This is a genomic window from Streptomyces sp. URMC 127, assembly GCF_051386535.1.
Lineage (GTDB): Bacteria > Actinomycetota > Actinomycetes > Streptomycetales > Streptomycetaceae > Streptomyces.
This window is the reverse complement of record NZ_JBPQTW010000007.1, coordinates 24,808-50,061: the sequence shown is the minus strand read 5'-3', so window position 1 is coordinate 50,061 and position 25,254 is coordinate 24,808. Positions and strand designations below refer to the sequence as shown.

Below are 25,254 nucleotides of genomic sequence, written 5' to 3'. Positions count from 1 at the left end.
GGTGACTCCACCTCGTAATTCCGCTGTGGGCGAACAAGCGGCTGCGGCGGCGAAGAAAGGCGCAAGTAAGGCCAAAAGGGAAAGCGGAGCGACATCTTCCGCAAAGTCCGCGAAGGCCGTGACCGCGTCGAAGACCTCGAAGACGTCCAAGACAGCGAAGGCTCCGGAGGCCGCCCCGGCCGCCGCCGGAGGGGAGTCCCGCACCGCCCTCGTCCGCCGCGCCCGCCGCATCAACCGCGCCCTCGCCGAGGTCTATCCCTACGCCCACCCCGAGCTCGACTTCGAGAATCCCTTCGAGCTCCTGGTCGCCACGGTCCTCTCCGCCCAGACGACGGATCTGCGCGTCAACCAGACCACGCCCGCCCTCTTCGCCGCCTATCCCACGCCCGAGGACATGGCCGCGGCCGACCCCGAGGCGCTGGAGCAGCTCATCCGGCCCACGGGCTTCTTCCGCGCCAAGGCCAAGTCGCTCATGGGCCTGTCCGCCGCGATCCGCGACCGCTTCGGCGGCGAGGTGCCCGGCCGCATAGAGGACCTCGTCTCGCTCCCCGGCGTCGGCCGCAAGACCGCCCACGTCGTCCTCGGCAATGCCTTCGGCAGGCCGGGGATCACCGTGGACACCCACTTCGGCCGGCTCGTGCGGCGCTGGAAGTGGACCGAGGCCACCGACCCGGAGAAGGTCGAGGCGGAGATCTGCGCGCTCTTCCCCAAGAGCGAGTGGACCATGCTCTCGCACCGCGTGATCTTCCACGGCCGCCGCATCTGCCACTCCCGCAAGCCCGCCTGCGGTGCCTGCCCGATCGCCCCGCTGTGCCCCTCCTACGGCGAAGGGGAGACCGATCCGGAGAAGGCCGCGAAGCTCCTCAAGTACGAGAAGGGCGGCAAGCCCGGCCAGCGGCTGAAGCCCCCGCCCGACTACCCGGGCCTGCCGGCCCCGCCGCTGGGAGGCGACGACGCATGACGAGCACGTACGGCCGAGGGGCCGCGGTCACCGCCGAGGGCCTGCCCGAGTGGCTGGAGCCCGTGGCGCGCGCCTCGGAGACGATCGAGCCCCATCAGCTCAGCCGTTTCCTGCCGCCGGAGACCGGTGGCCGGCAGTCCGCCGTGCTCGTCCTCTTCGGCGACGGCCCCAAGGGCCCGGAGCTGCTCCTCCTGGAGCGCGCCGGGACGCTGCGCTCGCACGCCGGGCAGCCGTCCTTTCCCGGCGGTGCCCTCGACCCGGAGGACGGCGACCCCGCCTCCGGCGGCCTCGTGCGCGCCGCCCTGCGCGAGGCCGAGGAGGAGACCGGCCTGGATCCCGCGGGCGTCCAGATCTTCGGCGTCCTGCCGCAGCTCTACATCCCCGTGAGCAAGTTCGTCGTCACGCCCGTGCTCGGCTGGTGGCGCGAGCCCAGCCCCGTGCAGCCGGTCGACGAGGCCGAGACCGCCCGCGTCTTCACCGTGCCCGTCGCCGATCTGACCGACCCGCGGAACAGGGCGACCGCGATACACCCGAGCGGCCACACCGGCCCGGCCTTCAAGGTCGAGGACGCCCTCGTGTGGGGCTTCACCGCCGGTGTGATCGACCGGATCCTGCACTACGCCGGCTGGGAGCGCCCCTGGGACCGCGAACGGCGGGTCCCGCTGGACCAGCGGGCCTGACGGGCATGAGACGGTGATCCCGGCCCGCGCCGTCCCCCGGCCCGGCAACACCGCAGACGACATCATTGCGAGGCATACCCGGTGAACGTGCTGGACATCGTGCTGCTGATCGCCGCCGTGTGGTTCGCCGTCGTCGGCTACCGCCAGGGCTTCGTGGTCGGCGTGCTCTCGGTGATCGGATTCATCGGCGGCGGCCTCGTCGCGGTGTACCTCCTGCCCGTCATCTGGGACAGCGCCACCGGAGAGGCCACGCCGGGCATGGCCGCGGCCATAGCGGCCGTCGTCATCGTCATCGTCTGCGCCTCCGTGGGCCAGGCCGCCACCACTCACCTGGGCAACAAGCTCCGCCGGCACATCACCTGGTCCCCGGCCCGCGCCCTGGACGCCACGGGCGGCGCGCTCGTCAACGTCCTGGCGATGCTGCTGGTCGCCTGGCTGATCGGCTCCGCCCTCGCGGGCACCTCCTTGCCGACGCTCGGCAAGGAGGTCCGCAACTCCAAGGTGCTGCTCGGCGTCGCCCGGGTGGTGCCCCCGCAGGCCAACACCTGGTTCGCGGACTTCAGCACGGTCCTCGCGCAGAACGGCTTCCCGCAGGTCTTCGCGCCCTTCTCCACCGAGCCGATCACCAACGTGCCCGCCCCCGACCCGGCGCTCGCGGGCAGCCCCGTCGCCACCGCGGCCCAGCGCAGCATCGTCAAGGTCGTCGGCACCGCGCCCAGCTGCGGCAAGGTCCTGGAGGGCACCGGCTTCGTCTTCGCCCCGCAGCGGGTGATGACCAACGCCCACGTCGTCGGCGGCGTCGACGAGCCGACCGTCCAGGTCGGCGGGCAGGGCAGGCAGTACGAGGCGAAGGTCGTCCTCTACGACTGGAAGCGCGACATCGCCGTGCTGGACGTGCCGGAGCTGGAGGCGCCCGAGCTGCGGTTCGCCGAGGCGGACGCCGAGAGCGGCAAGGGCGCCATCGTGGCCGGCTTCCCGGAGAACGGCTCCTACGACGTGCGCGCCGCGCGGGTCCGCAGCCGCGTCCAGGCCAACGGCCCGGACATCTACCGCCGCGGCAACGTCCGCCGCGACGTCTACTCGCTCTACACGATCGTCCGCCAGGGCAACTCCGGCGGGCCCCTGCTGACGCCGGACGGCCGGGTCTACGGAGTGGTCTTCGCCAAGTCGCTCGACGACGCCGAGACGGGCTACGCCCTGACGGCGGACGAGGTGCGCGGTGACGCCACCAGCGGCCGCAGGGCGACCGAGCGGGTCAACACCCAGGGATGTGCTCTCTGAGCCCTCTGAGCCCCTCCACGGGCCCTTCCAGGCGCTGCTGAGGCCTTGCGGGCCCCTGCAGGGCCCTTGGACGGGCCCGCCCGGGCGCTGTTCCCGAACGGCCGGCCGCCGCGCGGGCGGGTCAGCGGCTGCGCGGGTGGTGCCGCAGCCGCGCCGAGACCCACCGGGCGCGGCGCCGGATGATGCGCGGAATGCCGATGCGCGGGTCGTGCCCGGCTGATGGCCGGTGCTCGACCCTCCCGGCCCTCTCCGGCATCTCGCTCACGATCAGCGCGGCGTCGCCCTCGGCGCCCCGCTCCTGCGTCACGTCACGGTAGTCGTGCGTCCAGCCCATACCGTGCTCTGTGCCCGGGCCGAAAGGTCGGTAATCGCCCGGGGGTCGCTCAATCGGCCTATGCGCCGGGCAATTGGCCGTTCGAAGAACGGACGTTCCCCTTCGGTTTACGGAGCGTGGTCCGTCCGCCGTCTGTCCGGCCAGGATGCTTTCGGCCAGGCGTCAGCGGTCCGGTTCCGGATCTTTCAGCCAGTTGATCAGCTCGGACGAGAAGGCCACCGGGTCCTCCTCGTGGGGGAAGTGGCCGAGCCCGTCGAAGAGCCGCCAGCGGTACGGCGCCTCCACGTACTCCCCGGAGCCCGCGGCGCTGCGCGTGCGCATCACCGGATCGAGGGAACCGTGCAGGTGCAGCGTGGGCACCCGTACGGGCCGCTTCATCCGCCGGTTGAACTGGAGGCCGTCCGGCCGCGCCATCGACCGCACCATCCAGCGGTACGGCTCGATCGAGCAGTGCGCGGTCGACGGGATCGACATGGCCCGCCGGTACGTGTCGACGGTCTCGTCGTCCGGCTGCCGCGGCCCCGACCACTCCCGCACCAGCCGCCCGGCCAGCGCCGCGTCGTCCGCGACCAGCCGGCGCTCGGGGATCCACGGCCGCTGGAAGCCCCAGATGTGGCTGCTCGCCGAGCTCTGCCGGGGGTCGGCGAGCATGGCCGAGCGCCAGCGGCGCGGATGCGGCATGGAGGAGACCGCGAGCCTGCGCACCAGCTTGGGCCGCATCACGGCCGCCGTCCACGCAAGGTAGCCGCCGAGGTCGTGGCCGACCAGAGCGGCGTCGGGCTCGCCCAGGGACCGGATCACGCCGGTGATGTCGAGGGCCAGGTTGGCCGGGTCGTAGCCGCGCGGCGTACGGTCGCTGCCGCCCACCCCGCGCAGATCCATGGCCACCGCCCGGAACCCCGCACCGGCGAGCGCCGGCAGCTGGTGCCGCCACGTCCACCAGAACTGCGGGAAGCCGTGCAGCAGCAGGACCAGCGGCCCGTCGCCCATCTCGGCGATGTGGAACCGCGCGCCGTTCGCCGCGACGTCCCGGTGGGCCCAGGGCCCCTCCAGCCGGACGACCGACGTGGCGGAGCCGCCCGGGACGCCCGTCGGGGCCGGTCCCGGCGCGGCGGCCGGGAGGGCGGAGTCGGGCGACGCGGGCGCTGCGGGGGTATCGGGCACCGTCATACGGTCGAGCGTGTCACAGATGCGTCCGCGGGGCTCGTGTCGGTCAGCGGCCGCGGGTGCGGCTTGACGGTCGAGAGCACGGCGGCCGTCTGCTTCGCCGAGGCGATGCTCTTCTCCGGCTTGCTGACCTTCTTGAACTTCGAGACCGCCAGCAGCCCGAGCAGGGCCGCGATCAGCAGGAACGCGCCGCCGACGATCAGGAACGACCAGGCGAGCCCGAGCCCGAGGTTGTGGATGCCGTACGCGGCCGCGAAGCTCAGCACGGGCAGCGAGAACAGCGCGAGCGTGCCCGCCGCGCCGATCGCGCCGCCGCCGATGCCGACGCGCTTGACGTCCTGCCGCAGCTCGGCCTTGGCCAGTGCGATCTCGTCGTGCACCAGCGCGGACAGCTCGGTGGTGGCCGTCGCCACCAGCTGGCCGAGAGTGCGGTTGGCACCGTTCGCACCGTCGTCGGCTGCGCTCATCGGCTGCTCCCTCATCTTCGTCGCCACGTCATCCGCGGGCTTTCGGCGGATGTAAAGACTCTCAGATCATGCCGGACCATGGTCCCGGGTGGTGTCTCTGCCGACGACTTCGGCCAGCCTGCGGTGCTCGGCGGCCTTCGCCTCCAGGATCGCGGCCATCCGCAGGTGGTAGTCCGGGTTGCCCTGCTCGTAGATGTCGGGGATGCCGTCGTGGTCCTCGTCGCGGTCCTCGTCCGCGCACAGTTTCCTGTACTTGTTGTCCCGCAGCTTGAGCAGCACGCTCGCGAGGACCGCGGCGATCAGCGAGCCGACGAGGACGGCCGCCTTGATCTCGTCGGCCAGCAGCAGGTCGGTGCCGAAGGCCAGCTCGCCGATGAGCAGGGACACCGTGAAGCCGATGCCCGCGAGCGAGGCGACGGCGAACACATCGGGCCACTTCAGATCCGGATTGAGCTCGGCCCGGGTGAACCGCGCGGCGAGCCACGTCCCGCCGAACACGCCGATCGTCTTGCCGGCGACCAGGCCGAGGACGACGCCCAGCGTCTCGGGCTTGGTGAAGACGTCCGACAGCGCACTGCCCGAGACCACCACGCCCGCCGAGAACAGGGCGAACAGCGGCACCGCCAGCCCCGCCGAGAGGGGGCGCACCAGGTGCTCGATGTGCTCCCCGGGAGAGTGCCGCTCGCCGTCGTGGCGGTGGCAGCGCAGCATCAGGCCCATGGCCACGCCCGCGATGGTCGCGTGCACGCCGCTGTTGTACATGAGCGCCCAGTTGACGACGGCGAGCGGCACGTAGACGTACCAGCCGCGGACGCCCTTGCGGAGCAGAAGCCAGAAGACGGCGAGGCCCAGCACGGCGAAGCCCAGGGCGGCGAAGTTCAGGCTCTGGGTGAAGAAGACCGCGATGATGAGGATGGCGAACAGGTCGTCGACGACGGCCAGGGTGAGCAGGAACGCGCGCAGCGCCGAGGGCAGGGCCGTGCCGATGACGGCCAGGACGGCGAGCGCGAAGGCGATGTCGGTCGCGGTGGGGACCGCCCAGCCGGCCGTGGAGCCGCCTCCGCCGGCGGTCACCGTGAGGTAGACGATCGCGGGCATGGCCATGCCGCAGATCGCGGCGATGACGGGCAGCAGCGCCGCCTTGGGGTCGCGCAGCTCCCCGGCGACCAGCTCGCGCTTGAGCTCGATGCCCGCGACGAAGAAGAAGACGGCGAGCAGACCGTCGGCCGCCCAGTGCTGCACGGAGAGGTTGAGGCCCAGGTAGCCCGGACCGAAGTGGAAGTCGCGCACGGTCTCGTAGCTGCCGCGCAGGGGGGTGTTCGCCCAGACCAGCGCGGCGACGGCGGCGGCGAGCAGGAGCACGCCGCCGACGGTCTCGGTGCGCAGGGCGTCGGCGAGGTAGTTCCGCTCGGGCAGTGGCAACCGGCCGAGGAATACGGAGCGGCGGTTCTTGGGCGCGGCCACGGCGGGGGACCTCCAGGGGTGGGCGGATACACGTGTGCTGTGTGCCGACCAGACTTCCCGGCGCGCCCCTGATTCTTGTCGCGATTTTTACGCGACCACCACTCACCCTAACCGGAACGGGTGAATCGGGACGAGCGGAAGGGGGGGGGGGGGGGGGGGGGGGGGCGGGCGGAAGGGCGCCGGCAGCAGCCGGGCGCCCTTCCTGGGGGCGGGGCCCCTGCGGTCAGTCCTCGCTGGAGGCCGTGGGGAGCTTGGCCTGGATGAGCTCCATGACCGAGGAGTCGGTCAGGGTGGTCACATCGCCCAGGGTGCGGTTCTCGGCGACGTCGCGCAGGAGGCGGCGCATGATCTTGCCGGAGCGGGTCTTGGGCAGCTCGGCGACCGGCAGGATCCGCTTGGGCTTGGCGATCGGCCCGAGCTGCTTGGCGACGTGCGCCCGCAGCTCCTCGGCCAGGCCCTCCTCCTCGGCGCCGCTGCGCAGGATGACGAAGGCGCAGATCGCCTGGGTGGTCTGCGGGTCCGTCGCGCCGACGACCGCCGCCTCGGCGACCTTCGGGTGCGAGACCAGCGCGGACTCGACCTCGGTGGTGGAGATGTTGTGACCGGAGACGAGCATGACGTCGTCCACCCGGCCGAGCAGCCAGATGTCGCCGTCGTCGTCCTTCTTGGCGCCGTCGCCCGCGAAGTACTTGCCCTCGAAGCGGGACCAGTAGGTGTCGAGGTAGCGCTGGTCGTCGCCCCAGATGGTGCGCAGCATCGACGGCCACGGCTCGGTGAGGACGAGGTAGCCGCCCGAGCCGTCCGGCACCTCGCGGGCCTCGTCGTCCACGACAGTGGCGCCGATGCCGGGCAGCGGGACCTGGGCCGAGCCGGGCTTGGTCTCGGTGACGCCGGGCAGCGGGCTGATCATGATGGTGCCCGTCTCGGTCTGCCACCAGGTGTCGACCACCGGTGTGCGGTCGCCGCCGATGTGCTTGCGGTACCAGACCCAGGCCTCGGGGTTGATGGGCTCGCCGACCGAGCCGAGGATGCGCAGGCTGCTCAGGTCGAACTTGGCCGGGATGTCGTCGCCCCACTTCATGGCGGCGCGGATCGCGGTCGGCGCGGTGTAGAGGATCGTGACGCCGTACTTCTGCACGATCTCCCACCAGCGGCCCTGGTGGGGGCTGTCGGGCGTGCCCTCGTAGAGCACTTCGGTGGCGCCGTTGCTGAGCGGGCCGTAGACGATGTACGAGTGGCCGGTCACCCAGCCGACGTCGGCGGTGCACCAGAAGACGTCCGACTCGGGCTTGAGGTCGAAGACGGCGTGGTGGGTGTAGGACGCCTGGGTCAGATAGCCGCCGGTGGTGTGCAGGATGCCCTTCGGCTTCCCCGTGGTGCCCGAGGTGTAGAGGATGAAGAGCGGGTGCTCGGCGTCGAAGGCCTGGGGCGTGTGCTCCTCGGGCTGGCGCTCGACGAGCTCGTGCCACCACACGTCGCGGCCGTCGGTCCAGCCGATGTCCTCCTGGCCCGTGCGCCGGACGACGAGGACGCTGCGTACGTCCTCCGTGCCGGGGCGGGTGAGGGCCTCGTCCACCGCGGGCTTCAGGGCGGAGGGCTTGCCGCGGCGGTAGCCGCCGTCGGCGGTGATGACGACGCGGGCGTCGGCGTCGTTGATGCGCGTGGCGAGGGCGTCGGCGGAGAAGCCGCCGAAGACCAGCGAGTGCGGAGCGCCGAGCCGGGCGCAGGCGAGCATCGAGACGACGGCCTCGGGGATCATGGGCAGGTAGATGGCGACGCGGTCGCCCGCCTGCACACCGAGCTCGGTGAGGGCGTGGGCCGCCTTGGAGACCTCGCGCTGGAGCTCGGCGTAGGTGATGGTGCGGGTGTCGCCGGGCTCGCCCTCGAAGTGCAGGGCGACGCGGTCTCCCAGGCCGTTCTCCACGTGGCGGTCGACGCAGTTGTACGCGACGTTGAGCCGGCCGTCGGCGAACCACTTGGCGAACGGCGGGTTCGACCAGTCGAGGACCTCGGTGGGCTCGGTCTCCCAGCTCAGCCGGCGGGCCTGCGCGGCCCAGAAGCCCAGCCGGTCAGCCTTCGCCTGCTCGTAGGCCTCCGCGGTGACGTTGGCGCTCGCGGCCAGGGCGGCAGGCGGTGCGAAGCGGCGCTCCTCCTTCAGGAGGTTGGCCAGGCTCTCGTTGCTCACGACATCTCCCTTTCTCAGGGTGCCCGTTGGGTGATCGTGCTGTGTCCCTGGGTGCCCGTAGTGTCCCGGGGCATAGCTCACCAGCCCGGGGCACACCCTGACAAGGGCTGTTGATAAAAAATGGTTTAGACCTGTAGAAGCGGCTCAGACGGCGTCGAGGACCTCGGGGCGCACGGCCGTGAAGGTGCGCGAGGGCGGGTCCAGCACATAGGCCTGGGCCTCGCCCACGTGGAAGTACATGCCGTGCAGCTGCAGCGACCCCTCGGCCACGCGGCGGGCGACACAGGCGTGGGCCATCAGGTGGTCGAGCTGCTGCATCACGTTGACGAGCGCGAGCCGTTCGAGGGAATCCGCCACAGGACGGTCGGCCACCGCCACCTCGCCGCGGCCGAGCCGGCCGATCCGCTGCATCCGGGCCAGGCTCGGGCGGCCGTGGCGCAGCCAGCGCGTGAGCGTGGTCTGCGGTGAGCCGGGCTGCCCGCCCTCGGAGTCGAGCAGCGCCTGCATCGCGCCGCACCCCGAGTGCCCGCACACGGTGATGCTGCCGACCTTCAGCACCTCCACCGCGTACTCCACGGCGGCGCCGACGGAGTCGCACGACCCGTCCGTGGCGGGAGGCGGGATGAGATTGCCGACGTTCCGCACGGTGAAGAGGTCGCCCGGGCCGCTTGAGGTGATCATGCTGGTGACGAGCCGGGAGTCGGCGCAGGTGAGGAAGAGCTGCGTGGGGCACTGGCCCTCGCGGGCGAGCCGTGCCAGCTCGGCCCGCACGAGTGGGGCCGTATTGCGCTGGAAGGCACTGACGCCGCCGAGGAGTTGCCGGCCGCCGCCGGGGGTGGGGGAGTCGGCCGGCGCGGCGGGCCGGGTGCAGTGGTGGTTGCGCCAGGGCGTCCAGGGGCGGCACGCGTGCGTGCTGGCCGGCTCGGCGATCGGCTGCCCGCCGCGGCCCCGCAGCGTGACCCAGCCTCCTCGGGCGCGATGGGCGTTGGTCCACGACTGGAGGGTGTCGTAGGCGGTGTGGTCCATGAAGGAGCCGCCCAGCTCCACGACCGCGGCTGCCGACGGCGGCACCTGGGCGAGCGCCCGGCTCAGCTTGGGGACCGCGAGGAACGTCAACTGGCCGCTGACGCGGACCAGGTGGCTTCCGTCCTCCTCGTCCACGGTGATGCGTGTGTGGGCGAGGCGCCGCAGCGAGAGGAACGCCGTGACCACGATGCCCACGACGACGCCCTGCAGGACGCCGAACAGCACCACGGCGCCGAGCGTGGAGGCGTACATGGGGAACTCGCGGTGCCGCTGCACGTGCTTGATGTGCGCGAAGCTCACCATCTTCACGCCGACCACCATCACCAGCGCGGCCAGGGCCGCGAGCGGGATCAGCTCCAGGACCGACGTGAGCAGGCCCGCGCAGAGCAGCACCCACAGCCCGTGCAGGACCGTCGACTTGCGGGAGGCGGCCCCCGCCGCCACGTTCGCCGCGCCGCGGATGGCGCCGCCGGCGACCGGCAGGCCGCCGAGGAGCCCGGACACCAGATTGGCCGCGCCCTGGCCGGCCAGCTCGCGGTCGAGCTCGGCCGGCTCTTGCGGCAGGCCCGCGCGCTTGGCACGCAGCCGGTCCACGGCCACTGCGGACAGCAGCGATTCCATGCTCGCCACGAGCGTGACCGTCAGCACCGCCGCGAAAATGCCCAGCACCGGCCCGTCCGGCAGTGCGGGCAGCGCCTGCAGTTGCCACTCGGGCAGGGAGACACGGGGCACGGACAGTCCCGTGCTGGCTCCGGTGGCGACGGCAATGGCGGCCAGCGGGGCGGGAACCGTACGCAGCCACTGCCCGGCCCGGCCCGGCAGCCGGGGCCAGCCCACCAGGACGGCCGCAGTGACGGCCCCGACCAGCAGGGCCGAGGGGTGCGGATGGCTCAGCTCGGAGGGGAGGGCGGCCAGATTCTCCAGGGCCGAGCTGTTCGGGGTGTCGCCCAGGACGACGTGGAGCTGGCCGAGGGCGATCGTGACGCCGATGCCGGCGAGCACGCCGTGCACGATCGCCGGGCTGACGGCCAGCGCTCCGCGGGCCACTCGCGCGGTGCCCAGGGCAAGTTGGGTCAGGCCGGCGAGGGCGGTGATCGCGCACGTGGCCCGCCAGCCGTACTGCTGCACCAGCTCGGCCGTGACCACGACCAGGCCCGTGGCCGCGCCGCTGACCTGGAGCGGCGCGCCGCCCAGCAGCCCCGCGACGATCCCGCCGACCGCCGCCGCCACCAGCCCGGCCTGGAGCGGTGCTCCGGTGGCCAGCGCGATGCCCAGGGAGAGCGGCACCGCGATGAGGAAGATGACGAAGGAAGCGGCGAGATCCCGGCGCCAGGTGGACTGGCCGGTGGAATCCGGCACATCCCGTCCGTCGGCGGCTGCCTGCGGAGGGTGCGTCGATGGTGGCTGAGGCTGCATAGGCGTTCCCGTCTTCGTCGGGGCGGCGCGGACGCGCTGAAGACACGGCCGTGGTCACGGCGCGCAGCGGCGGGAGCGGCTGCGGTGGCGGGGTAACTCGGCGGTAACTCAACTCTGGGTAAACGGATCGTAATGGAGAGTAAAGAGCTGAGGGAAGAGTGGTCGCTCGAAAATAGGCGCGGTTCCATCTATTGAGTGAATTCGTCATTTTATCTGCCTGTAATACCGATTTAGGGGGTCGATTGTGCGACGGTGAAGCGCCGGATCGGGCAGGCATCGGGCAGGCAGCGAAGGCAGAGGTGGCTGATGGCCGCTGGTTGGAAAGTGGCACTGGGCTGCCTCACGGCCCTTGCGCTGACGACGGGTTCGGCGGGCTGCTCGGGCGGTGCGGACCCCGCCGCGCCGCGCGGCGCGGCCGACCCCGAGGCCGGGCGCCGTCCCGTCCGCCTCATCGGCGACGGTTCCACCGCCGACACAGGCCCCCAGCCCGGGCAGCCGACTCCCGACCGGCTGCAGCCCGGGCACAGGCCGCCGCAGTTCGTCGTCTTCTCCTGGGACGGCTCGGGCGAGGACGGGCAGCACCTCTTCTCCCGCTTCCGCGCCGTCGGCAGGAAGCACCACGCGACGATGACCTACTTCCTCAGCGGCGTGTACATGCTTCCCGCGAGCAAGCGGCGCCTCTACAAGCCGCCCCGGCACCGGGCCGGCGCCTCGGACATCGGCTTCAACACCGTCAAGGGCGTCCGGGACACCGCGGAACAGCTCCGCGGCGCCTGGCTGGAGGGAAACGAGATCGGCACGCACTTCAACGGGCACTTCTGCGGCCCCGACCGGGGGGTGGGCACCTGGTCGCCCAGGGAGTGGAAGAGCGAGATCCGCCAGGCCCGGTCCCTCGTGCGGAACTGGAAGACGAACGCGGGCCTGAAGGAAGAGGACCCGCTTCCGTTCGACTACGGCAAGGAGCTCGTCGGCGGCCGCGCCCCCTGCCTCGAAGGCCAGCGCAACCTCATCCGGGCCGCCAGGGCGATGGGCTTCCGCTACGACGCGAGCTCGATCGGCGGCAGGCAGGTCTGGCCCCGCAAGCTGGGCGGCCTCTGGGACTTCCCGCTGCAGGACGTCCCCGTGCCCGGCGCAGGCTTCGAGACCCTGTCGATGGACTACAACTTCCTCGCCAACCAGTCCGGCACCACCCGCGGCAGCCGCGCCCTGCACCGGGCCTGGGGCAAGCAGATGCGCGACGGCCTCCTGGCCGGATTCCGCCGCGCTTACCGCGGCAACCGGGCGCCCTTCTTCGTCGGCGACCACTTCGAGTCCTGGAACGGCGGCACCTACATGCGGGCGGTGGAGAACGTCATCAAGACCGTCTGCACCAAGGAAGAGGTGCGCTGCGTGTCCTTCAAGCAACTGGCCGACTGGCTCGACGCACAGGACGAGCGGCTTCTGAGGGCGCTGCGCGGCCTCGACGTCGGCCGGGCGCCCGAGGGCGGCTGGGAGCGCTTCCCCGCCGCCCGGCAGGTCAGGCGGGCCGCGGGCTAGGTCAGGCGGGCTGCGGTGCGGACGCCCAGCTCTCGTCCAGGACGAAGGACGGGTCGACCTGGGCCGCCAGGTCGGCGCCCGTCTTGGCGTTGCCCCAGCTCTCCGCGTTCTTCAGGTGGAAGTGCACCATCTGGCGGGTGTAGCGCTGCCAGTCCCGCAGCTCGTACGAGCCGTCCGCCGTCTCGCGCAGGACGCGCAGCGCCCGGTGGTTGTGCTCCTCCAGCAGGCCGAAGCGGGGCGGCCGGCCCTTCTCCATGGCCCGCACCCAGTCGGAGTGGCCGAAGGTCACCAGCAGGTCCTCGCCGACCTCGTCGCGCAGGAACTCGATGTCGTCCTGGCCCTGGACCTTGTTGCCCACGACCTTGAGGCAGACGCCGAAGTCGCGCGCGTACTCCTTGTACTGGCGGTAGACCGACACGCCCTTGCGGGTGGGCTCGGCCACCAGGAACGTCATGTCGAACCGGGTGAACATGCCCGAGGCGAAGGAGTCGCTGCCGGCCGTCATGTCGACGACGACGTACTCCCCGGGGCCGTCCACCAGGTGGTTGAGGCACAGCTCGACCGCCCCGACCTTGGAGTGGTAGCAGGCCACCCCGAGGTCGGACTCGGTGAACGGGCCCGTCACCATCAGCCGCACCGGCCCGCCGTCGAGCTCGACGGGGCGGGCGCAGGCGTCGTAGACCGGGTTGTCCTCGGCGATCCGCAGCAGGCGCGAGCCCTCGCCCGGCGGCGTCGTCTTGATCATCGTCTCGGCGGAGGTGATGCGGGGGTTGCTGCCGCGCAGGTAGTTCTTGATCAGGGGGAGCTGAGCACCCATCGCGGGCAGTGCGGAGGTCTCCTCCTCGTCCAGCCCGAGCGCCGCGCCGAGGTGCTGGTTGATGTCGGCGTCCACCGCGACGACGGGGGCGCGGTCCGCGGCGAGATGGCGGATGAACAGCGAGGACAGCGTCGTCTTGCCGCTGCCGCCCTTCCCTACGAAAGCGATCTTCATGTTCACCAAGCGTAGGGGGGAGGCTGCACGGAGTGAGAGCAGTGCGTGAAGAAGACCACTCGTTCGAGGGGTGTAGACCCGAAGTGCGTACTGTCTTACGCATGAGTACGACTGCCGATCCGCTCGCCGCCCTGGCCTCGCTCCCCGGCGTGGCCGACTCCGTGGACTCCGTGCGCAAGGCGGTGGACCGCGTCTACGGGCACCGGGTGATGCGCCGCCGCAGCAACGAGATCACTTCCGAGGCCGCGCTGCGCGGCGCGCGCGGCTCGGCCGCGCTGTCCGGTGCCGACTGGGCGCTCGAAGAGGTGCGCCGCCGCACCGACTTCGGCGTCGAGGGGGAGGCGCGGACGGTGGGGGCGGCCCTGCGGCTGACCGCGGAGGCGGGGCAGCTGCTGAGCGTGTGGCGGCAGTCGCCGCTGCGGGTGCTGGCCAGGCTGCACCTGGTGGCCGCGGGCGGGACGCGGCCGGACGAGACGGTCGGCCGGCCCCGGCTGGCGGGCGAGGCGGTCGACGAGCCGCTGGTCCGGCTGGCGGTGCCCAGCGCGTCGGAGGTGGCCGGGCGGCTCGAAGGCCTGGCGGGGCTGCTCCTCGCGGGCACGGAGGCGCCGGCGCTGGTGACGGCGGCCGTGGTGCACGGCGAGCTGCTCGCGCTGCGTCCCTTCGGGTCGGACAACGGCTTGGTCGCGCGGGCAGCGGAGCGGATCGTGCTGGTGGGCAGCGGGCTCGACCCCAAGTCGGTCTGCCCGGCCGAGGTCGGCCACGCCGAGCTGGGTGCGGATGCCTATCTCGCGGCGCTCGACGGCTATGCGTCGGGCACTCCTGAGGGGGTCGGTGCCTGGATCGCGCACTGCGGCCGCGCGGTCGAGCTGGGCGTGCGGGAGAGCACCGCGGTGTGCGAAGCACTCCAGCGCGGCGCCGCCTGAGCCTGTGGAACGCCGCCGGGCGGGCCGCCTGACGGGGCGGAGGCCTGCCCGGCGCAGGTCTGCTCGGAAGGGCCGGAAGGGCGGCGAAAGCGCCGGGAAAGGCTGCAGCGGTACCGGTCAATTCCGGTACCGCCGCTGGCATGTTCGCCGGGTTACCATGCGTGCACGATGTTTGCCCATCAGGCCGGGGACTTTGCCCGTCACCTGGTGCGGCTGGCCCGTAATCGACGGGTCGGCGTCGCGTGGGTGCCCGACGTTCATGCTTCGGTCCGTGGGGCCGTGGTGCGTGAAGGGCGTCCTCCCGGATGTCCCTGGTCTCGCGGGCCGTTAAGTCCTTTCTACTCCTGTCGCCGCCGATGCGGAAGGCCGGGCCGCAGTTCTTTGTATGTAGCGCTAAACCCGGGCAAAGCGGGTGCCGGAATCCCGGCGCCGACCGGCCAGCCAGACCAGACCCGCGGTCGCGGCGGCGGCGCCGACGGCGGCCGCGGCGACCAGCGCGGGGCGTGAGGGCATCGACAGGGCGGGCACCCGCTGCTTGAGCCGGACGGGGCGGTTGAAGGAGAGGACCGGCCAGTCGCGGGCGGCCGCTTCCCGGCGCAGGGCCCGGTCGGGGTTGACGGCGTGCGGGTGGCCGACGGTTTCGAGCATGGGGATGTCGGTGACGGAGTCGCTGTACGCGTAGCACCGGGAGAGGTCGTAGCCCTCCGACTCGGCGAGCTCCCTGATGGCTTCGGCCTTGGTGGGGCCGTAGGCGTAGTACTCCACTTCGCCGGTGAAGGCGCCGTCCTCGACGACCATGCGGGTGGCCACGACGCGGTCCGCACCGAGCAGTTCGCCGATGGGCTCGACGACCTCGGCGCCGGAGGTGCTGACAATCACCACGTCGCGCCCGGCGGTGTGGTGTGCTTCGATGAGGGAGGCGGCTTCGTCGTAAATGATCGGGTCGATGAGTTCGTGCAGGGTCTCGGCGACGATCTCGCGGACCTGCTGGACATTCCAGCCCCTGCAGAGCGCCGAGAGATACTCGCGCATCCGCTCCATCTGATCGTGATCGGCTCCGCCGGCGAGGAAGACGAACTGTGCGTACGCGGTGCGCAGCACGGCGCGCCGGTTGATCAAGCCACCTTGGTAGAACGACTTGCTGAAGGTGAGCGTGCTCGACTTCGCAATGACCGTCTTGTCCAGATCAAAGAACGCGGCTGTCCGGGGCAACGAGTGGTTTTCCACGGTGCCGAGCATAGGCGCCCTCCATTCGGCGTAAGCTGAGGCGTGTGGGTTTGCCTGAGAAGGCTCTCGGGTACACCATGGAAGTCACGGATCGTTCGCGACCGTGTCTAACCCGGCCCGACTCCTCCCCCCCCGAGTCGGCCGTGGGGACGACCCCCGCTCTCCCCCCCGGCGGGGGTCGTCGCATGTCCGGATGCATTTTGCGGGCCCTCACCCGGCATTCCTCCCTCCCGCGCCGCTCGCTCGGCGGCTGCCTCCCTCCCTTCATACACGCTACTCAGCGTAATCGGCGGGCTGCTCTGCGGAAGTCACCGGTATAGGTGACCGGGATATTCACAGCGGCGGAGTTGTCCACAGTTTTTGACCAAGATCCACATTATTTTCCAGTTCGCTGCACGGTGATTCCCCGCGCTCTTCCGCGATGTCCGCGGATGCGAGAGCGCGCAGTTGAGACGGGGAGGACGCCGTGGCCGGAACCAGCGCATCCGAATGGCCGACCGCCGCCGGCGGGAGGCAGCGCGGACCACTGATCATCGCCGAGGACGAGGAGCTGCTCGACGACCTGCTGCGCCTGTGCGCGGCGGCCGGTGCCGTGCCCGAAGTGGCGCACGGCGCCCCGGCGCGCCGCGGTGCCGGGCTGGATCCACCGCTGATCCTGGTCGGGGAGGACTGCGCGCGTCGGCTGCGCGGCTCGCGCCTCGCGGCCCACGGGGATGCGGTCGTGCTCGTCGGCCGGGACCGCGGCGACGACGCGGTGTGGCGGCTGGCCATGGAAGCCGGCGCGCGGGATGTGGCGCTGCTGCCCGGCTGCGAGGGCCGGCTCGTCGAGCGGATCGCCGACGCCGTCGAAGGCGCCGGGCGGCCCGCCCTGACCGTCGGGGCGATCGGCGGATGCGGCGGCGCGGGCGCGAGCACGCTGGCGTGCGCCCTCGCGGTCAGCGCTGCCGCCGCCGGCCGGCGCACCATGCTCATCGACGGCGATCCGCTGGGCGGCGGCCTCGACGTCCTGCTCGGCGGCGAAAGGGCCGAGGGGCTGCGCTGGCCGGCATTCGCCGACTCCCGGGGGCGGGTGGCGTGCCGGGCGCTGGAGGAAGCCCTGCCCGAGCTCCACTCCATGCGCCTGCTCAGCTGGGACCGCAGCCCCTGCACGGCCGTTCCGCCCGAGGCGATGAAGGCCGTGCTGGCCGCGGCGCGCCGCCGTGGCGGCGCGGTGGTCGTCGATCTGCCGCGCCGGCTCGACGAAGCGGCTCTCGAAGCCCTCGGACAGCTCGACGCGGGCCTGCTGGTGGTGCCGGCGGAGCTGCGGGCCGTGGCCGCGGCGCACCGCGTCGCCGCCACCGCCGGAGCCGTCGTCGGTGATCTGCGGGTCGTCGTCCGCACGCCGCGCGCCGCCGGCCTGGACGGCGAGCAGGTCTCCCGCCTCCTCGGCCTGCCCCTCGCCGGCGAACTCCCCGCGGAGACGGGCCTGGCGGCCGCGCTCGCGGCGGGCAGGCCGCCGGGCGGCGAGCGCGGCCCGCTGGCCCGCTTCTGCACCGACTTCTGGGCCTGTTTCGAGGCCCTTCAGGGGGCGTCGTCATGAGCGCCGGACTGCTGGAAGCCGTACGGCTGAGGCTGGCCGAGAGCGGCGCCGAGCCGACGCCCGCCAAGGTCGCCGAGGCGCTGCGGCAGGAGGGGCGGCTGCTGGGCGACGCCGAGATCCTCGGCGTCGCGGCCCGGCTGCGCTCCGAGCTGATCGGCGCCGGCCCGCTGGAACGGCTGCTGGCCGAGCCCGACGTCACCGACGTCCTCGTCACGGCGCCCGACCAGGTCTGGGTCGACCGGGGCGCGGGCCTGCAGCGCACGGACGTCGTCTTCCCGGACGCCGCGGCCGTGCGCAGGCTCGCCCAGCGGCTCGCCGCCATCGCCGGGCGCAGGCTGGACGACGCCCGTCCCTGGGTGGACGCCCGCCTGCCCGACGGGACGCGCCTGCACGCGGTGCTGCCCCCGATCGCCGTCGGCTCCACCTGCCTGTCACTGCGCGTCGTGCGCCCCCGCGCGTTCACCCTGGACGATCTGGTGGCCGCCGGGACCGTGCCGCCGGGCGGGGACCGGCTGCTGCGGGCGGTGCTGGAAGCACGGCTGTCGTTCGTGATCAGCGGCGGAACGGGCTGCGGCAAGACGACGCTGCTGACCACCCTGCTCGGGCTGGTGGCCCCCGACGAGCGGATCGTCCTCGCCGAGGACTCCGCCGAACTGCGCCCCGACCACCCCCACGTGGTCCGGCTGGAGACCCGCCCGGCGAACCAGGAGGGCATGGGCCTGGTCACCCTGCGGGATCTGGTCCGGCAGGCCCTGCGCATGCGGCCCGACCGGCTGGTGGTCGGCGAGGTCCGCGGCGCGGAGGTCACGGACCTGCTGGCCGCCCTCAACACGGGCCATGAGGGCGGCTGCGGCACGGTGCACGCGAACGCCGCGGCGGACGTGCCCGCCCGGCTTGAGGCGCTGGGCTCGGCAGCCGGGCTCGACCGGGCCGCCCTGCACAGCCAATTGGCGGCCGGCCTGTCCGTTGTGATCCACCTCGTACGGGAGCGGGGCGGGCTGCGGCGCGTCGCCGAGGTGCACGTGCTCGACCGGGATCCTGCCGGGTTCGTCACCACGGTGCCGGCCGTTGTGCGGGGAGCCGGGGGCTTTCAGCGGGAGCGCGGATGGGCGCGGCTGGCCGGGCTGTGCGAGCGCGGCGGAGTGACGCTGTGACGGCCTCCGAGGCGATGCCGCAGGCCACGATCACGGGCGTGGCCGCGCTGAGCGCGCTGTTCATGGCCTGGCCGCTGAGCGGCCCCGGCCGGGAGCTGCACCGCGCCCGGCTGCTGTTCGCGGGCGGCGGATCCGCTGCGCCCGCCGGCCCCTGGCCGTCGGCTTGGGCGGGCGAGCAGGCCGCCCGGCTGCGGCGGTGGGTGGAGGCCCGGTGGGAGCTGATGTGTCTGCCGGCCGGCGGCGTGCTGGCCCTGTTGGGGTCGTCGCTGCTCCCGCTGGCGGCTGCCCTGGTGGCCGTTCCGCTTGTACGGAGGTGGCTGGCCGCCCGGCGTGAGCGGAGCGAGCGGGAGCGGCGGGAGGCGGCCGTGATCGAGCTGTGCGGGGCGGTCGCGGGCGAACTGCGGGCGGGCAGGCAGCCCGGCCAGGCGCTGGCCGGTGTGCCCGCGGGAGACCTGGGCGCGCAGTGGGCGTCCGTGGCCGCGGCGGCGAGGTTCGGCGGCGATGTGCCGAAGGCCCTCCGGGGCGTGGCCGGGCATCCCGGCGCCGAGGGGCTGCACGGGGTGGCCGCGTGCTGGCGCGTGGCCGTGGACGGAGGTGCGGGGCTCGCATCGGGGCTCGAACGGGTGGCGGCCGCGCTGAGCTCCGAGCGGGACCAACGCGAGGAGCTGCGGGCCCAGTTGGCCGGCGCCCGGTCCACCGCTGTGATGCTGGCGCTGCTGCCGGTGCTGGCCCTGCTGATGGGCAGTGCGCTGGGTGCGGCTCCGCTGAGAGTGCTGCTGCACACTCCCGCCGGGCTCGGCTGCCTGCTGCTCGGCGGGCTCCTGGAGGGCGCCGGCATCGCCTGGACCGGGCGGATCGTGCGGAAGGCAGCGGGGGAGCCCGGGGCGCGCGGCGAGCGCGTAGGTTCCCGGCCCGGCCCCTCCGCGGAAAGGGTCGGCTCGTGAGCGCGGATGTTATCCACAGCCTGTGGATGGCGATTCTTGCGGGGGCCGCGTCCGCCTGCGCGGTGAGCGCGGCGGCCCGGATCCGCAGGAGGCGGGCGGCGCGTCGCCGGGCGGCCGCTCTGTTCGAGTGCGAACCGGCCACGGCCGCCAAGGCGCGCGGGCTGCGGGCCCGGGCCGCGAGGCTGCCGGGAGTTCGCGACCGGCTTCTGGCCGCGGCGGCCGGAGCCGCCGGGTTCATCCTCCTCGGCGGAGCGGCCGGGTGCGCGGCGGGACTCGCCGCGGCGTACGGCACTTGGCGGTGGCTGCGGAGCCGAAAGAGGGCCGGCGCGGAGGCCCGGGGACCGGCACAGGCTCTGCCGGAGGAGGCCGGGAGGCAACTTCCCCTGGCTGCCGACCTGATGGCCGCATGCCTGGCGGCCGGTGCCGGGCCCAGGGAAGCGGCCGAAGCAGTCGGCCTGTCGCTGGGCGGCCCTGTGGGTGAACGGCTCGCACGCGCGGCGGCGGAAGTCCGGCTCGGCGGCGACCCGGCCACGGCCTGGAGCCGCTTGGGCGGCCTTCCGGGAGCCCGGGGTCTCGCCCGCTGCCTGGAACGGGCGCAGGCGACGGGAGTGCCCGCTGTGGAGCCCATGTCGCGGCTCGCCGGCCGGTTGCGGGCCGAGCGCGGCAGGGCGGCGGGCATACGGGCCCGGCGCGCGGGCGTCCTGGCGACGGCCCCGCTCGGGCTGTGCTTCCTGCCCGCGTTCCTGACGGTCGGGGTCGTGCCCGTGGTGATCGGTCTGGCGAGTGGTCTGACGAAAGGACATTGACGGTGAGCGGGATGCAGGTCGTGGCAGCGATGCCGGTGGGGAAGGCAATGGTGGGCAAGTCGATGACGGTGCGGAGGGCGTGGGGTCCCCGGGCCTGGTGCGGGGTGTACGGAGGACCGCCGATCCTTGCGGGGAGCCGTTCGCTGAGCGGGCCGCGGGCCCGGTGGTGGCCCGGTGGATGGGTGCAGCCGTGGCGCTGGCCGGTGCCATGGCGGACGGGCAGGCGGTGGGCCCTCGCGGCCGGGGACACGGGCATGTCGACGGCCGAGTATGCCGTCGGCACCGTGGCCGCCTGTGCGCTCGCCGCCGTGCTCTACAAGGTGGTCACCAGCGGAGCGGTCAGTGCGGCCCTGCAGGGGCTCATCGGGAGGGCGCTCAATGCGCCGTCCTGACGGGGCGTCGGGCGGCTCGCACGTGTGCGGGCCGCCGGGGCGACATGCCCGGCCGGGGCCGGACTCTGACGGTGGATCCGGCAGGGTCGTCCTCGCCGGATCCGGCCGCGGACCGGGGCGGTACCTTCCGGCCGTCCCGGCCCGGGGCGGCGCCCCGGGAGGGCTGCCGCGCTGCGAGGGCGGCTATGTGACCGCCGAGGCCGCGATGGTGCTTCCGGCGCTGGTGCTGTTCGGCATGGCCCTTATCTGGGGGCTGATGGCCGCGGCGGCGCAGATCCAGTGCGTGGACGCTGCCAGGGCGGGTGCGCGGGCGGCCGCGAGGTCGGATCCGGAGGCGGCGGCGGTCGCGGCGGCCCGGTCCGCCGCGCCGCAGGGGGCCCGCATCGCGGTCGCCCGGGAAGGCGACCTCGTACGGGTGCGGGTCGAGGCCCGCGCGGCGGGGCCGCTCGCCGTGCGGCTGGGCGGAGAGGCGGTGGCCCTTGCGGAAGAGACGGTGCGGTGACCGGGGGACGGCCACGGTGTGGGTGGCGGTCGCGGCCGCGGCTCTCTGCGCGGTGTTCGCGGCGCTGCTGGCCATGGGGCAGGCCGTGGTGGCCCGCCACCGGGCGGGCGGCGCGGCGGATCTGGCCGCGCTGGCCGCGGCGGACCACGCCCTCGAAGGGCAGGAGACCGCCTGCGGCCTCGCCCGGCGCGTGGCCGCCGCCCAGCGGACGAGAGTGGTGTCCTGCGCCGTGAGCGGGGAGGTCGCCGAGGTCGCGGCCGAGGCCCGGGCGGGGCCGTATGCCGTCCGGGTGCGGTCGCGCGCGGGGCCCGCCGAAGCGGCGGGGTTCACTCCGGTGGCGGAACCGGCCGCTGTTTTCCTCCCGGTCCCGGGGGCTCGTCCTGCGGGGCATCCCTGAGGAGGCGGGTGAGGAGACGGATCGCGGCTCGCTTGTCGAGGGGATCGTTGCCGTTGCCGCACTTGGGGGACTGCACGCAGGACGGGCAGCCCGTGTCGCACTCGCAGGCGGCGATCGCCTCGCGGGTGGCGGCGAGCCAGCGGGCGGCGGTGCGGAAGGCACGCTCGGCGAAGCCGGCGCCGCCCGGGTGGCCGTCGTAGACGAACACGGTCGGCAGGAGCGTGTCCGGGTGCAGCGGGACAGAGACGCCGCCGATGTCCCAGCGGTCGCAGGTGGCGAAGAGGGGGAGCATGCCGATGGAGGCGTGTTCCGCGGCGTGCAGGGCCCCTCCGAGGGCCTCGGGGTCGATCCGGGCCTCGTCGAGCTGGTCCTCGGTGACGGTCCACCACACGGCGCGGGTGCGCAGCGTGCGGGGCGGCAGGTCCAGCTTGGACTCGCCGAGGATCTCGCCGGTGATCAGCCGGCGCCGCAGGAAGGAGACGACCTGGTTGGTGACCTCGACCGAGCCGAAGCACAGCCGGGCCTCTCCCCAAGGGATCTCGGCGTCGGTTTCCAGGATGGAGATGGAGGTGGTGTCGCGGGCGGTGGTCGAGTACGGCGGGTCGGCCTGCTCGACGAGGGCGACGGAGTCCTCCAGGTCGAGGCGGCGGACGAGGTAGGTGCGGCCCTGGTGGAGGTGGACGGCGCCCTCGTGGACGGAGGCGTGGGCCGCGGCCGCGTCCACCGTGCCCAGCAGGCGGCCGGTGCCCTCCTCCACGACCTGGACGGGCCGGCCGCCGCCGCCCCGGATGTCGGTCAGGTCGGCGGCGCGCTCGCGGCGGGTCCAGTGCCAGGCGGCGCCGCGGCGGCGGAGCAGCTTGCGCTCTTCGAGGCGGGTGAGCACGTCCGGGGCCGCGGGCCCGAAGAGGGCCAGGTCGGCCTCGGTGAGCGGCAGCTCGGCGGCCGCGGCGCACAGGTGGGGGGCGAGGACGTAGGGGTTGTCGGGATCGAGGACGGTGGATTCCACGGGCTGCCGGAAGAGCGCCTCCGGGTGGTGGACGAGGTAGGTGTCCAGCGGGTCGTCGCGGGCGACCAGGACGGCCAGGGCCCCCCGGCCCGTACGGCCCGCGCGGCCGGCCTGCTGCCACAGGGAGGCCCGGGTGCCCGGGTAGCCCGTCAGGAGGACGGCGTCGAGGCCCGCGACGTCGACGCCCAGCTCCAGGGCGGTCGTGGCGGACAGGCCGAGCAGCTCGCCGGTGTGCAGGGCGTGCTCGATGGCGCGGCGCTCCTCGGGGAGGTAGCCGCCGCGATAGGCGGCGACACGCCCGGGGAGCGAGCGGTCCACGGCGGCGAGGCGCTCCTGGGCGATCAGGGCGATGAGCTCGGCGCCGCGCCGTGAGCGCACGAAGGCGACCGTGCGGACGCCCTGGACGACGAGGTCGGTGAGGAGGTCGGCGCTCTCGGCCGTGGCGGTGCGGCGCACGGGTGCCCCCCGCTCGCCGTGGAGCTCGGTGAGCGGGGGCTCCCACAGGGCGAAGACGAGTTCGCCGCGCGGGGAGGCGTCCTCGGTGATCTCCGCCACCGGGACGCCCGTGAGCCGGGTCGCGGCGGTGGCCGGGTCGGAGGCGGTGGCCGAGGCGAGGAGGAAGACCGGATCGGACCCGTAGCGGGCGCAGACGCGCCGCAGGCGGCGCAGCACCTGGGCGACGTGCGAGCCGAAGACGCCCCGGTAGGTGTGGCACTCGTCGATGACGACGTAGCGCAGGGCGCGCAGGAAGGAGGACCACCTGGGGTGGGCGGGCAGGATGGAGCGGTGGAGCATGTCGGGGTTGGTGAGCGCGTAATTGGCGTACTGGCGCACCCACTCCCGCTCCTCGACCGGGGTGTCGCCGTCGTAGACGGCGGGCCGCACGCCCTTGCCGAGGGGCTCGGCGAGGGCGCGCACGGCGCGCCGCTGGTCGGCGGCGAGGGCCTTGGTGGGGGCGAGGTACAGGGCGGTCGCGCCGCGGCCGTTCGGGGCCTCCGAGCCGTCCAGCAGGGTGCTGAGGACCGGCGCCAGGTAGGCGAGGGACTTCCCCGAGGCGGTGCCGGTGGCCACGACGACCGACTCGCCGCGCAGCGCGTGCCCGGCGGTGAGCGCCTGGTGGGCCCAGGGCCGCTCGATGCCGGCCGCCCGGACGGCGTCGAGCACTTCCGGCCGGATCTGCTCAGGCCAGGGGGCATGACGTCCCGGACGCGGGGGCAAGTGCTCCGTATGAGTGATGCGTGCAGCCCGGTCGGTCCCGGCGGTCAGCCGGTCGAGGACTGTCCGGGGAGCGGGATGTACGCCCGCCTCCGGCGGGAGTTGATCGTTGGCCATCGGCACCGAGTGTGTCACTGGCGTGACGGACAATGGCGTCAAGGCGTCGTGCGCGCCTGCCGGTAAGTGATTGAATGCCATCGCGGCTGCCGATCCATGGGGGGCGACCGCTCGATGCAAGGTGCTGGAGGATCCGTGGACCTGTCCCTGTCGACCGAGACCGTAGGCGACCGTACGGTTGTCCGGGTCGGTGGCGAGATTGATGTGTACACCGCGCCCAAGCTGCGTGAGCAGCTGGTCGAGCTTGTCAACGACGGCAGCTATCACCTCGTCGTGGACATGGAGGGCGTCGACTTCCTCGACTCCACCGGGCTCGGCGTCCTGGTCGGCGGGCTGAAGCGGGTGCGTGCCCACGAGGGCTCGCTGCGCCTGGTCTGCAACCAGGAGCGCATTCTCAAGATTTTCCGTATCACCGGACTCACCAAGGTGTTCCCCATCCACACCTCGGTGGAGGATGCGGTGCAGGCGACCGACTGAGGCCGCCGGGGAAGACTGTCACGCGGGGGGCACCCGGGCCCGTGGGTCCGGCCCCCTCGTGAGTCCGCCCTTTTCCGGATGAGGGGGAGAGGGCACGTACGACCGAGGGGGATGGCATGGCCACCGTCGAACTGCTCTTCAGTGCCCTTCCCGAGCATGTCCGGACCGCTCGGCTGGTGGCGGCCGCGGTGGCGCGCCGCGCCGGTGTGGACGAGGCCGTGCTGGACGAGCTCCGGCTCGCCGTGGGCGAGGCCTGTTCGCGCGCGGTCGGCCTGCACATCACCCATGAGGTGGCCACGCCCGTGCGGGTGACGCTGATCGAGGAGGAGAAGAAGTTCTCCATCGAGGTGGGGGACGACGCCCCCCGCCCGGCGCCGCTCGAGCTCGCCTCCGCGAACGGTTCGGAGCGCCCCGCGGCCGCGCATGAGGACGCCGGCGCCGACAGCGAGGACGACATGGGCCTCGCCGTCATCAGCGGCCTGGTCGACGATGTCGAGGTGACCGCGGACGAGCGCGGCGGCCTGATCCGTATGAGCTGGCCGATCGTCCCCGCCACCGTGCTGCCGTAGCCCGTCCGGGCCCATTGCCGTACGCCTTCCTCCGCGATCGGACGTAATTCCCGGCTGCACCGGGATCGCGCCACATCGGCGGCTTGTCTGCGGCTTATCTGGGCTTGTCTGCAGCTAGTCGATGACCCGCGGGCGTCCCTTCACCGGCCCTTGCCGGTCCCCGCCGGGCCCGTGCGGCCCGCTTCTGCCGCGCCCGGCCGGCCTCCCGCCTTCCGCCCGCCTTCCGCCGAATTGATCAGCAGTAATCCGCGATCTCTTCGCTGATCAATTGCCCGCCCCGGAATGGATCTCCCTTTTCGATCTCATTACCGATCTCCATTTCCGATCTCCGTGCGCGATCGTTTATTGTGCGGATCATTCACTCGATCTTCACTTGCACAGGCCAATTCCCTTTGCCGCGCTCTGTTTTGATCTCGCCGGGCTCCCTACAATCCGTCC

General features: G+C 73.1%; 23 protein-coding genes. 14 read left to right on the top strand and 9 right to left on the bottom strand.

The features are described from left to right. The first annotated feature begins 118 nt into the window (after positions 1-118). From nth to ACSNOH_RS03640, 3 genes are all read left to right on the top strand, one after another. Positions 119-961, top strand: coding sequence for an endonuclease III (gene nth / locus ACSNOH_RS03650; RefSeq protein WP_436719703.1), 843 nt, complete (start codon positions 119-121; stop codon positions 959-961). Continuing rightward, positions 958-1,641 (top strand): NUDIX hydrolase, encoded by a 684-nt coding sequence (locus ACSNOH_RS03645; RefSeq protein WP_436719702.1) that lies wholly within the window; start codon positions 958-960, stop codon positions 1,639-1,641. Before nth ends, ACSNOH_RS03645 begins: the two co-directional genes overlap by 4 nt. Positions 1,642-1,722: 81 nt before the next feature. Beyond that, complete coding sequence (locus ACSNOH_RS03640; protein WP_436719701.1) at positions 1,723-2,922, top strand: MarP family serine protease; 1,200 nt, start codon at positions 1,723-1,725, stop codon at positions 2,920-2,922. A 121-nt stretch (positions 2,923-3,043) separates the two neighbouring features. Here ACSNOH_RS03640 and ACSNOH_RS03635 read toward each other — a convergent pair whose 3' ends face one another. The 6 genes from ACSNOH_RS03635 to ACSNOH_RS03610 form a co-directional block, all read right to left on the bottom strand. Next, positions 3,044-3,256: a hypothetical protein gene (locus tag ACSNOH_RS03635; protein WP_436719700.1), complete on the bottom strand. Its 213-nt coding sequence runs from the start codon at positions 3,254-3,256 to the stop codon at positions 3,044-3,046. Positions 3,257-3,418: 162 nt separating this feature from the next. Then, positions 3,419-4,426: an alpha/beta fold hydrolase gene (locus ACSNOH_RS03630; RefSeq protein WP_436719699.1), complete on the bottom strand. Its 1,008-nt coding sequence runs from the start codon at positions 4,424-4,426 to the stop codon at positions 3,419-3,421. Continuing rightward, on the bottom strand, positions 4,423-4,890 hold the full coding sequence (locus tag ACSNOH_RS03625) for a phage holin family protein (protein ID WP_436719698.1): 468 nt from the start codon (positions 4,888-4,890) through the stop codon (positions 4,423-4,425). Before ACSNOH_RS03625 ends, ACSNOH_RS03630 begins: the two co-directional genes overlap by 4 nt. 66 nt (positions 4,891-4,956) lie before the next feature. Then, positions 4,957-6,354, bottom strand: a complete 1,398-nt coding sequence (gene nhaA, locus ACSNOH_RS03620) for a Na+/H+ antiporter NhaA (protein ID WP_436719697.1) — start codon at positions 6,352-6,354, stop codon at positions 4,957-4,959. A 223-nt stretch (positions 6,355-6,577) separates the two neighbouring features. Then, positions 6,578-8,539, bottom strand: a complete 1,962-nt coding sequence (acs, locus tag ACSNOH_RS03615) for an acetate--CoA ligase (RefSeq protein ID WP_436719696.1) — start codon at positions 8,537-8,539, stop codon at positions 6,578-6,580. A 144-nt stretch (positions 8,540-8,683) separates the two neighbouring features. After that, entirely contained in the window at positions 8,684-10,981 is a 2,298-nt protein-coding gene (locus tag ACSNOH_RS03610; RefSeq protein WP_436719695.1) for a SulP family inorganic anion transporter, read from the bottom strand. Between the two features lie 306 nt (positions 10,982-11,287). Here ACSNOH_RS03610 and ACSNOH_RS03605 point away from each other — a divergent pair, with 306 nt between their 5' ends. Next, positions 11,288-12,517 (top strand): hypothetical protein, encoded by a 1,230-nt coding sequence (locus ACSNOH_RS03605; RefSeq protein ID WP_436719694.1) that lies wholly within the window; start codon positions 11,288-11,290, stop codon positions 12,515-12,517. Position 12,518: 1 nt separating this feature from the next. On the opposite strand, the gene ACSNOH_RS03600 is transcribed toward ACSNOH_RS03605, so the two are convergent. Then, positions 12,519-13,508 (bottom strand): ATP-binding protein, encoded by a 990-nt coding sequence (locus tag ACSNOH_RS03600; protein ID WP_436719693.1) that lies wholly within the window; start codon positions 13,506-13,508, stop codon positions 12,519-12,521. Positions 13,509-13,609: 101 nt separating this feature from the next. On the opposite strand from ACSNOH_RS03600, the gene ACSNOH_RS03595 reads away from it, so the two are divergent. Next, entirely contained in the window at positions 13,610-14,431 is an 822-nt protein-coding gene (locus ACSNOH_RS03595; RefSeq protein ID WP_436719692.1) for an oxidoreductase, read from the top strand. A 393-nt stretch (positions 14,432-14,824) separates the two neighbouring features. Here ACSNOH_RS03595 and ACSNOH_RS03590 read toward each other — a convergent pair whose 3' ends face one another. Further along, positions 14,825-15,670: an HAD family hydrolase gene (locus ACSNOH_RS03590; protein ID WP_436719691.1), complete on the bottom strand. Its 846-nt coding sequence runs from the start codon at positions 15,668-15,670 to the stop codon at positions 14,825-14,827. Between the two features lie 454 nt (positions 15,671-16,124). Here ACSNOH_RS03590 and ssd point away from each other — a divergent pair, with 454 nt between their 5' ends. From ssd to ACSNOH_RS03555, 7 genes are all read left to right on the top strand, one after another. Continuing rightward, on the top strand, positions 16,125-17,237 hold the full coding sequence (gene ssd / locus ACSNOH_RS03585) for a septum site-determining protein Ssd (RefSeq protein ID WP_436719690.1): 1,113 nt from the start codon (positions 16,125-16,127) through the stop codon (positions 17,235-17,237). Continuing rightward, the gene (locus ACSNOH_RS03580) at positions 17,234-18,391 is read left to right on the top strand and encodes a TadA family conjugal transfer-associated ATPase (RefSeq protein WP_436719689.1); all 1,158 of its coding nucleotides are present in this window, start codon (positions 17,234-17,236) and stop codon (positions 18,389-18,391) included. Before ssd ends, ACSNOH_RS03580 begins: the two co-directional genes overlap by 4 nt. Continuing rightward, positions 18,388-19,335 carry a type II secretion system F family protein gene (locus ACSNOH_RS03575; RefSeq protein WP_436719688.1) on the top strand — a complete coding sequence of 316 codons (948 nt, stop codon included), beginning with the start codon at positions 18,388-18,390 and terminating at the stop codon, positions 19,333-19,335. The genes ACSNOH_RS03580 and ACSNOH_RS03575 overlap by 4 nt, the downstream gene beginning before the upstream one ends. Next, complete coding sequence (locus ACSNOH_RS03570) at positions 19,332-20,141, top strand: type II secretion system F family protein (protein WP_436719687.1); 810 nt, start codon at positions 19,332-19,334, stop codon at positions 20,139-20,141. Before ACSNOH_RS03575 ends, ACSNOH_RS03570 begins: the two co-directional genes overlap by 4 nt. 254 nt (positions 20,142-20,395) lie before the next feature. Then, positions 20,396-20,533 carry a DUF4244 domain-containing protein gene (locus tag ACSNOH_RS03565; protein ID WP_436719686.1) on the top strand — a complete coding sequence of 46 codons (138 nt, stop codon included), beginning with the start codon at positions 20,396-20,398 and terminating at the stop codon, positions 20,531-20,533. Between the two features lie 163 nt (positions 20,534-20,696). Beyond that, entirely contained in the window at positions 20,697-21,035 is a 339-nt protein-coding gene (locus ACSNOH_RS03560; RefSeq protein ID WP_436719722.1) for a TadE family type IV pilus minor pilin, read from the top strand. Next, positions 21,013-21,432: an Rv3654c family TadE-like protein gene (locus ACSNOH_RS03555; protein WP_436719685.1), complete on the top strand. Its 420-nt coding sequence runs from the start codon at positions 21,013-21,015 to the stop codon at positions 21,430-21,432. Before ACSNOH_RS03560 ends, ACSNOH_RS03555 begins: the two co-directional genes overlap by 23 nt. Here the strand turns inward: ACSNOH_RS03555 and ACSNOH_RS03550 are convergent. Continuing rightward, a complete protein-coding gene (locus tag ACSNOH_RS03550) occupies positions 21,362-23,851 on the bottom strand; it encodes a DEAD/DEAH box helicase (RefSeq protein WP_436719684.1) in 2,490 nt (829 codons plus the stop codon). The two genes, ACSNOH_RS03555 and ACSNOH_RS03550, sit on opposite strands and share 71 nt — an antisense overlap. 54 nt (positions 23,852-23,905) lie before the next feature. Between ACSNOH_RS03550 and bldG the strand changes: the two genes are divergently transcribed. Together bldG and ACSNOH_RS03540 are read left to right on the top strand one after the other, a co-directional pair. After that, positions 23,906-24,247: an anti-sigma factor antagonist BldG gene (gene bldG, locus ACSNOH_RS03545; RefSeq protein WP_030367299.1), complete on the top strand. Its 342-nt coding sequence runs from the start codon at positions 23,906-23,908 to the stop codon at positions 24,245-24,247. A gap of 116 nt (positions 24,248-24,363) precedes the next feature. Continuing rightward, a complete protein-coding gene (locus tag ACSNOH_RS03540; RefSeq protein ID WP_436719683.1) occupies positions 24,364-24,816 on the top strand; it encodes an ATP-binding protein in 453 nt (150 codons plus the stop codon). Positions 24,817-25,254: the final 438 nt, after the last annotated feature.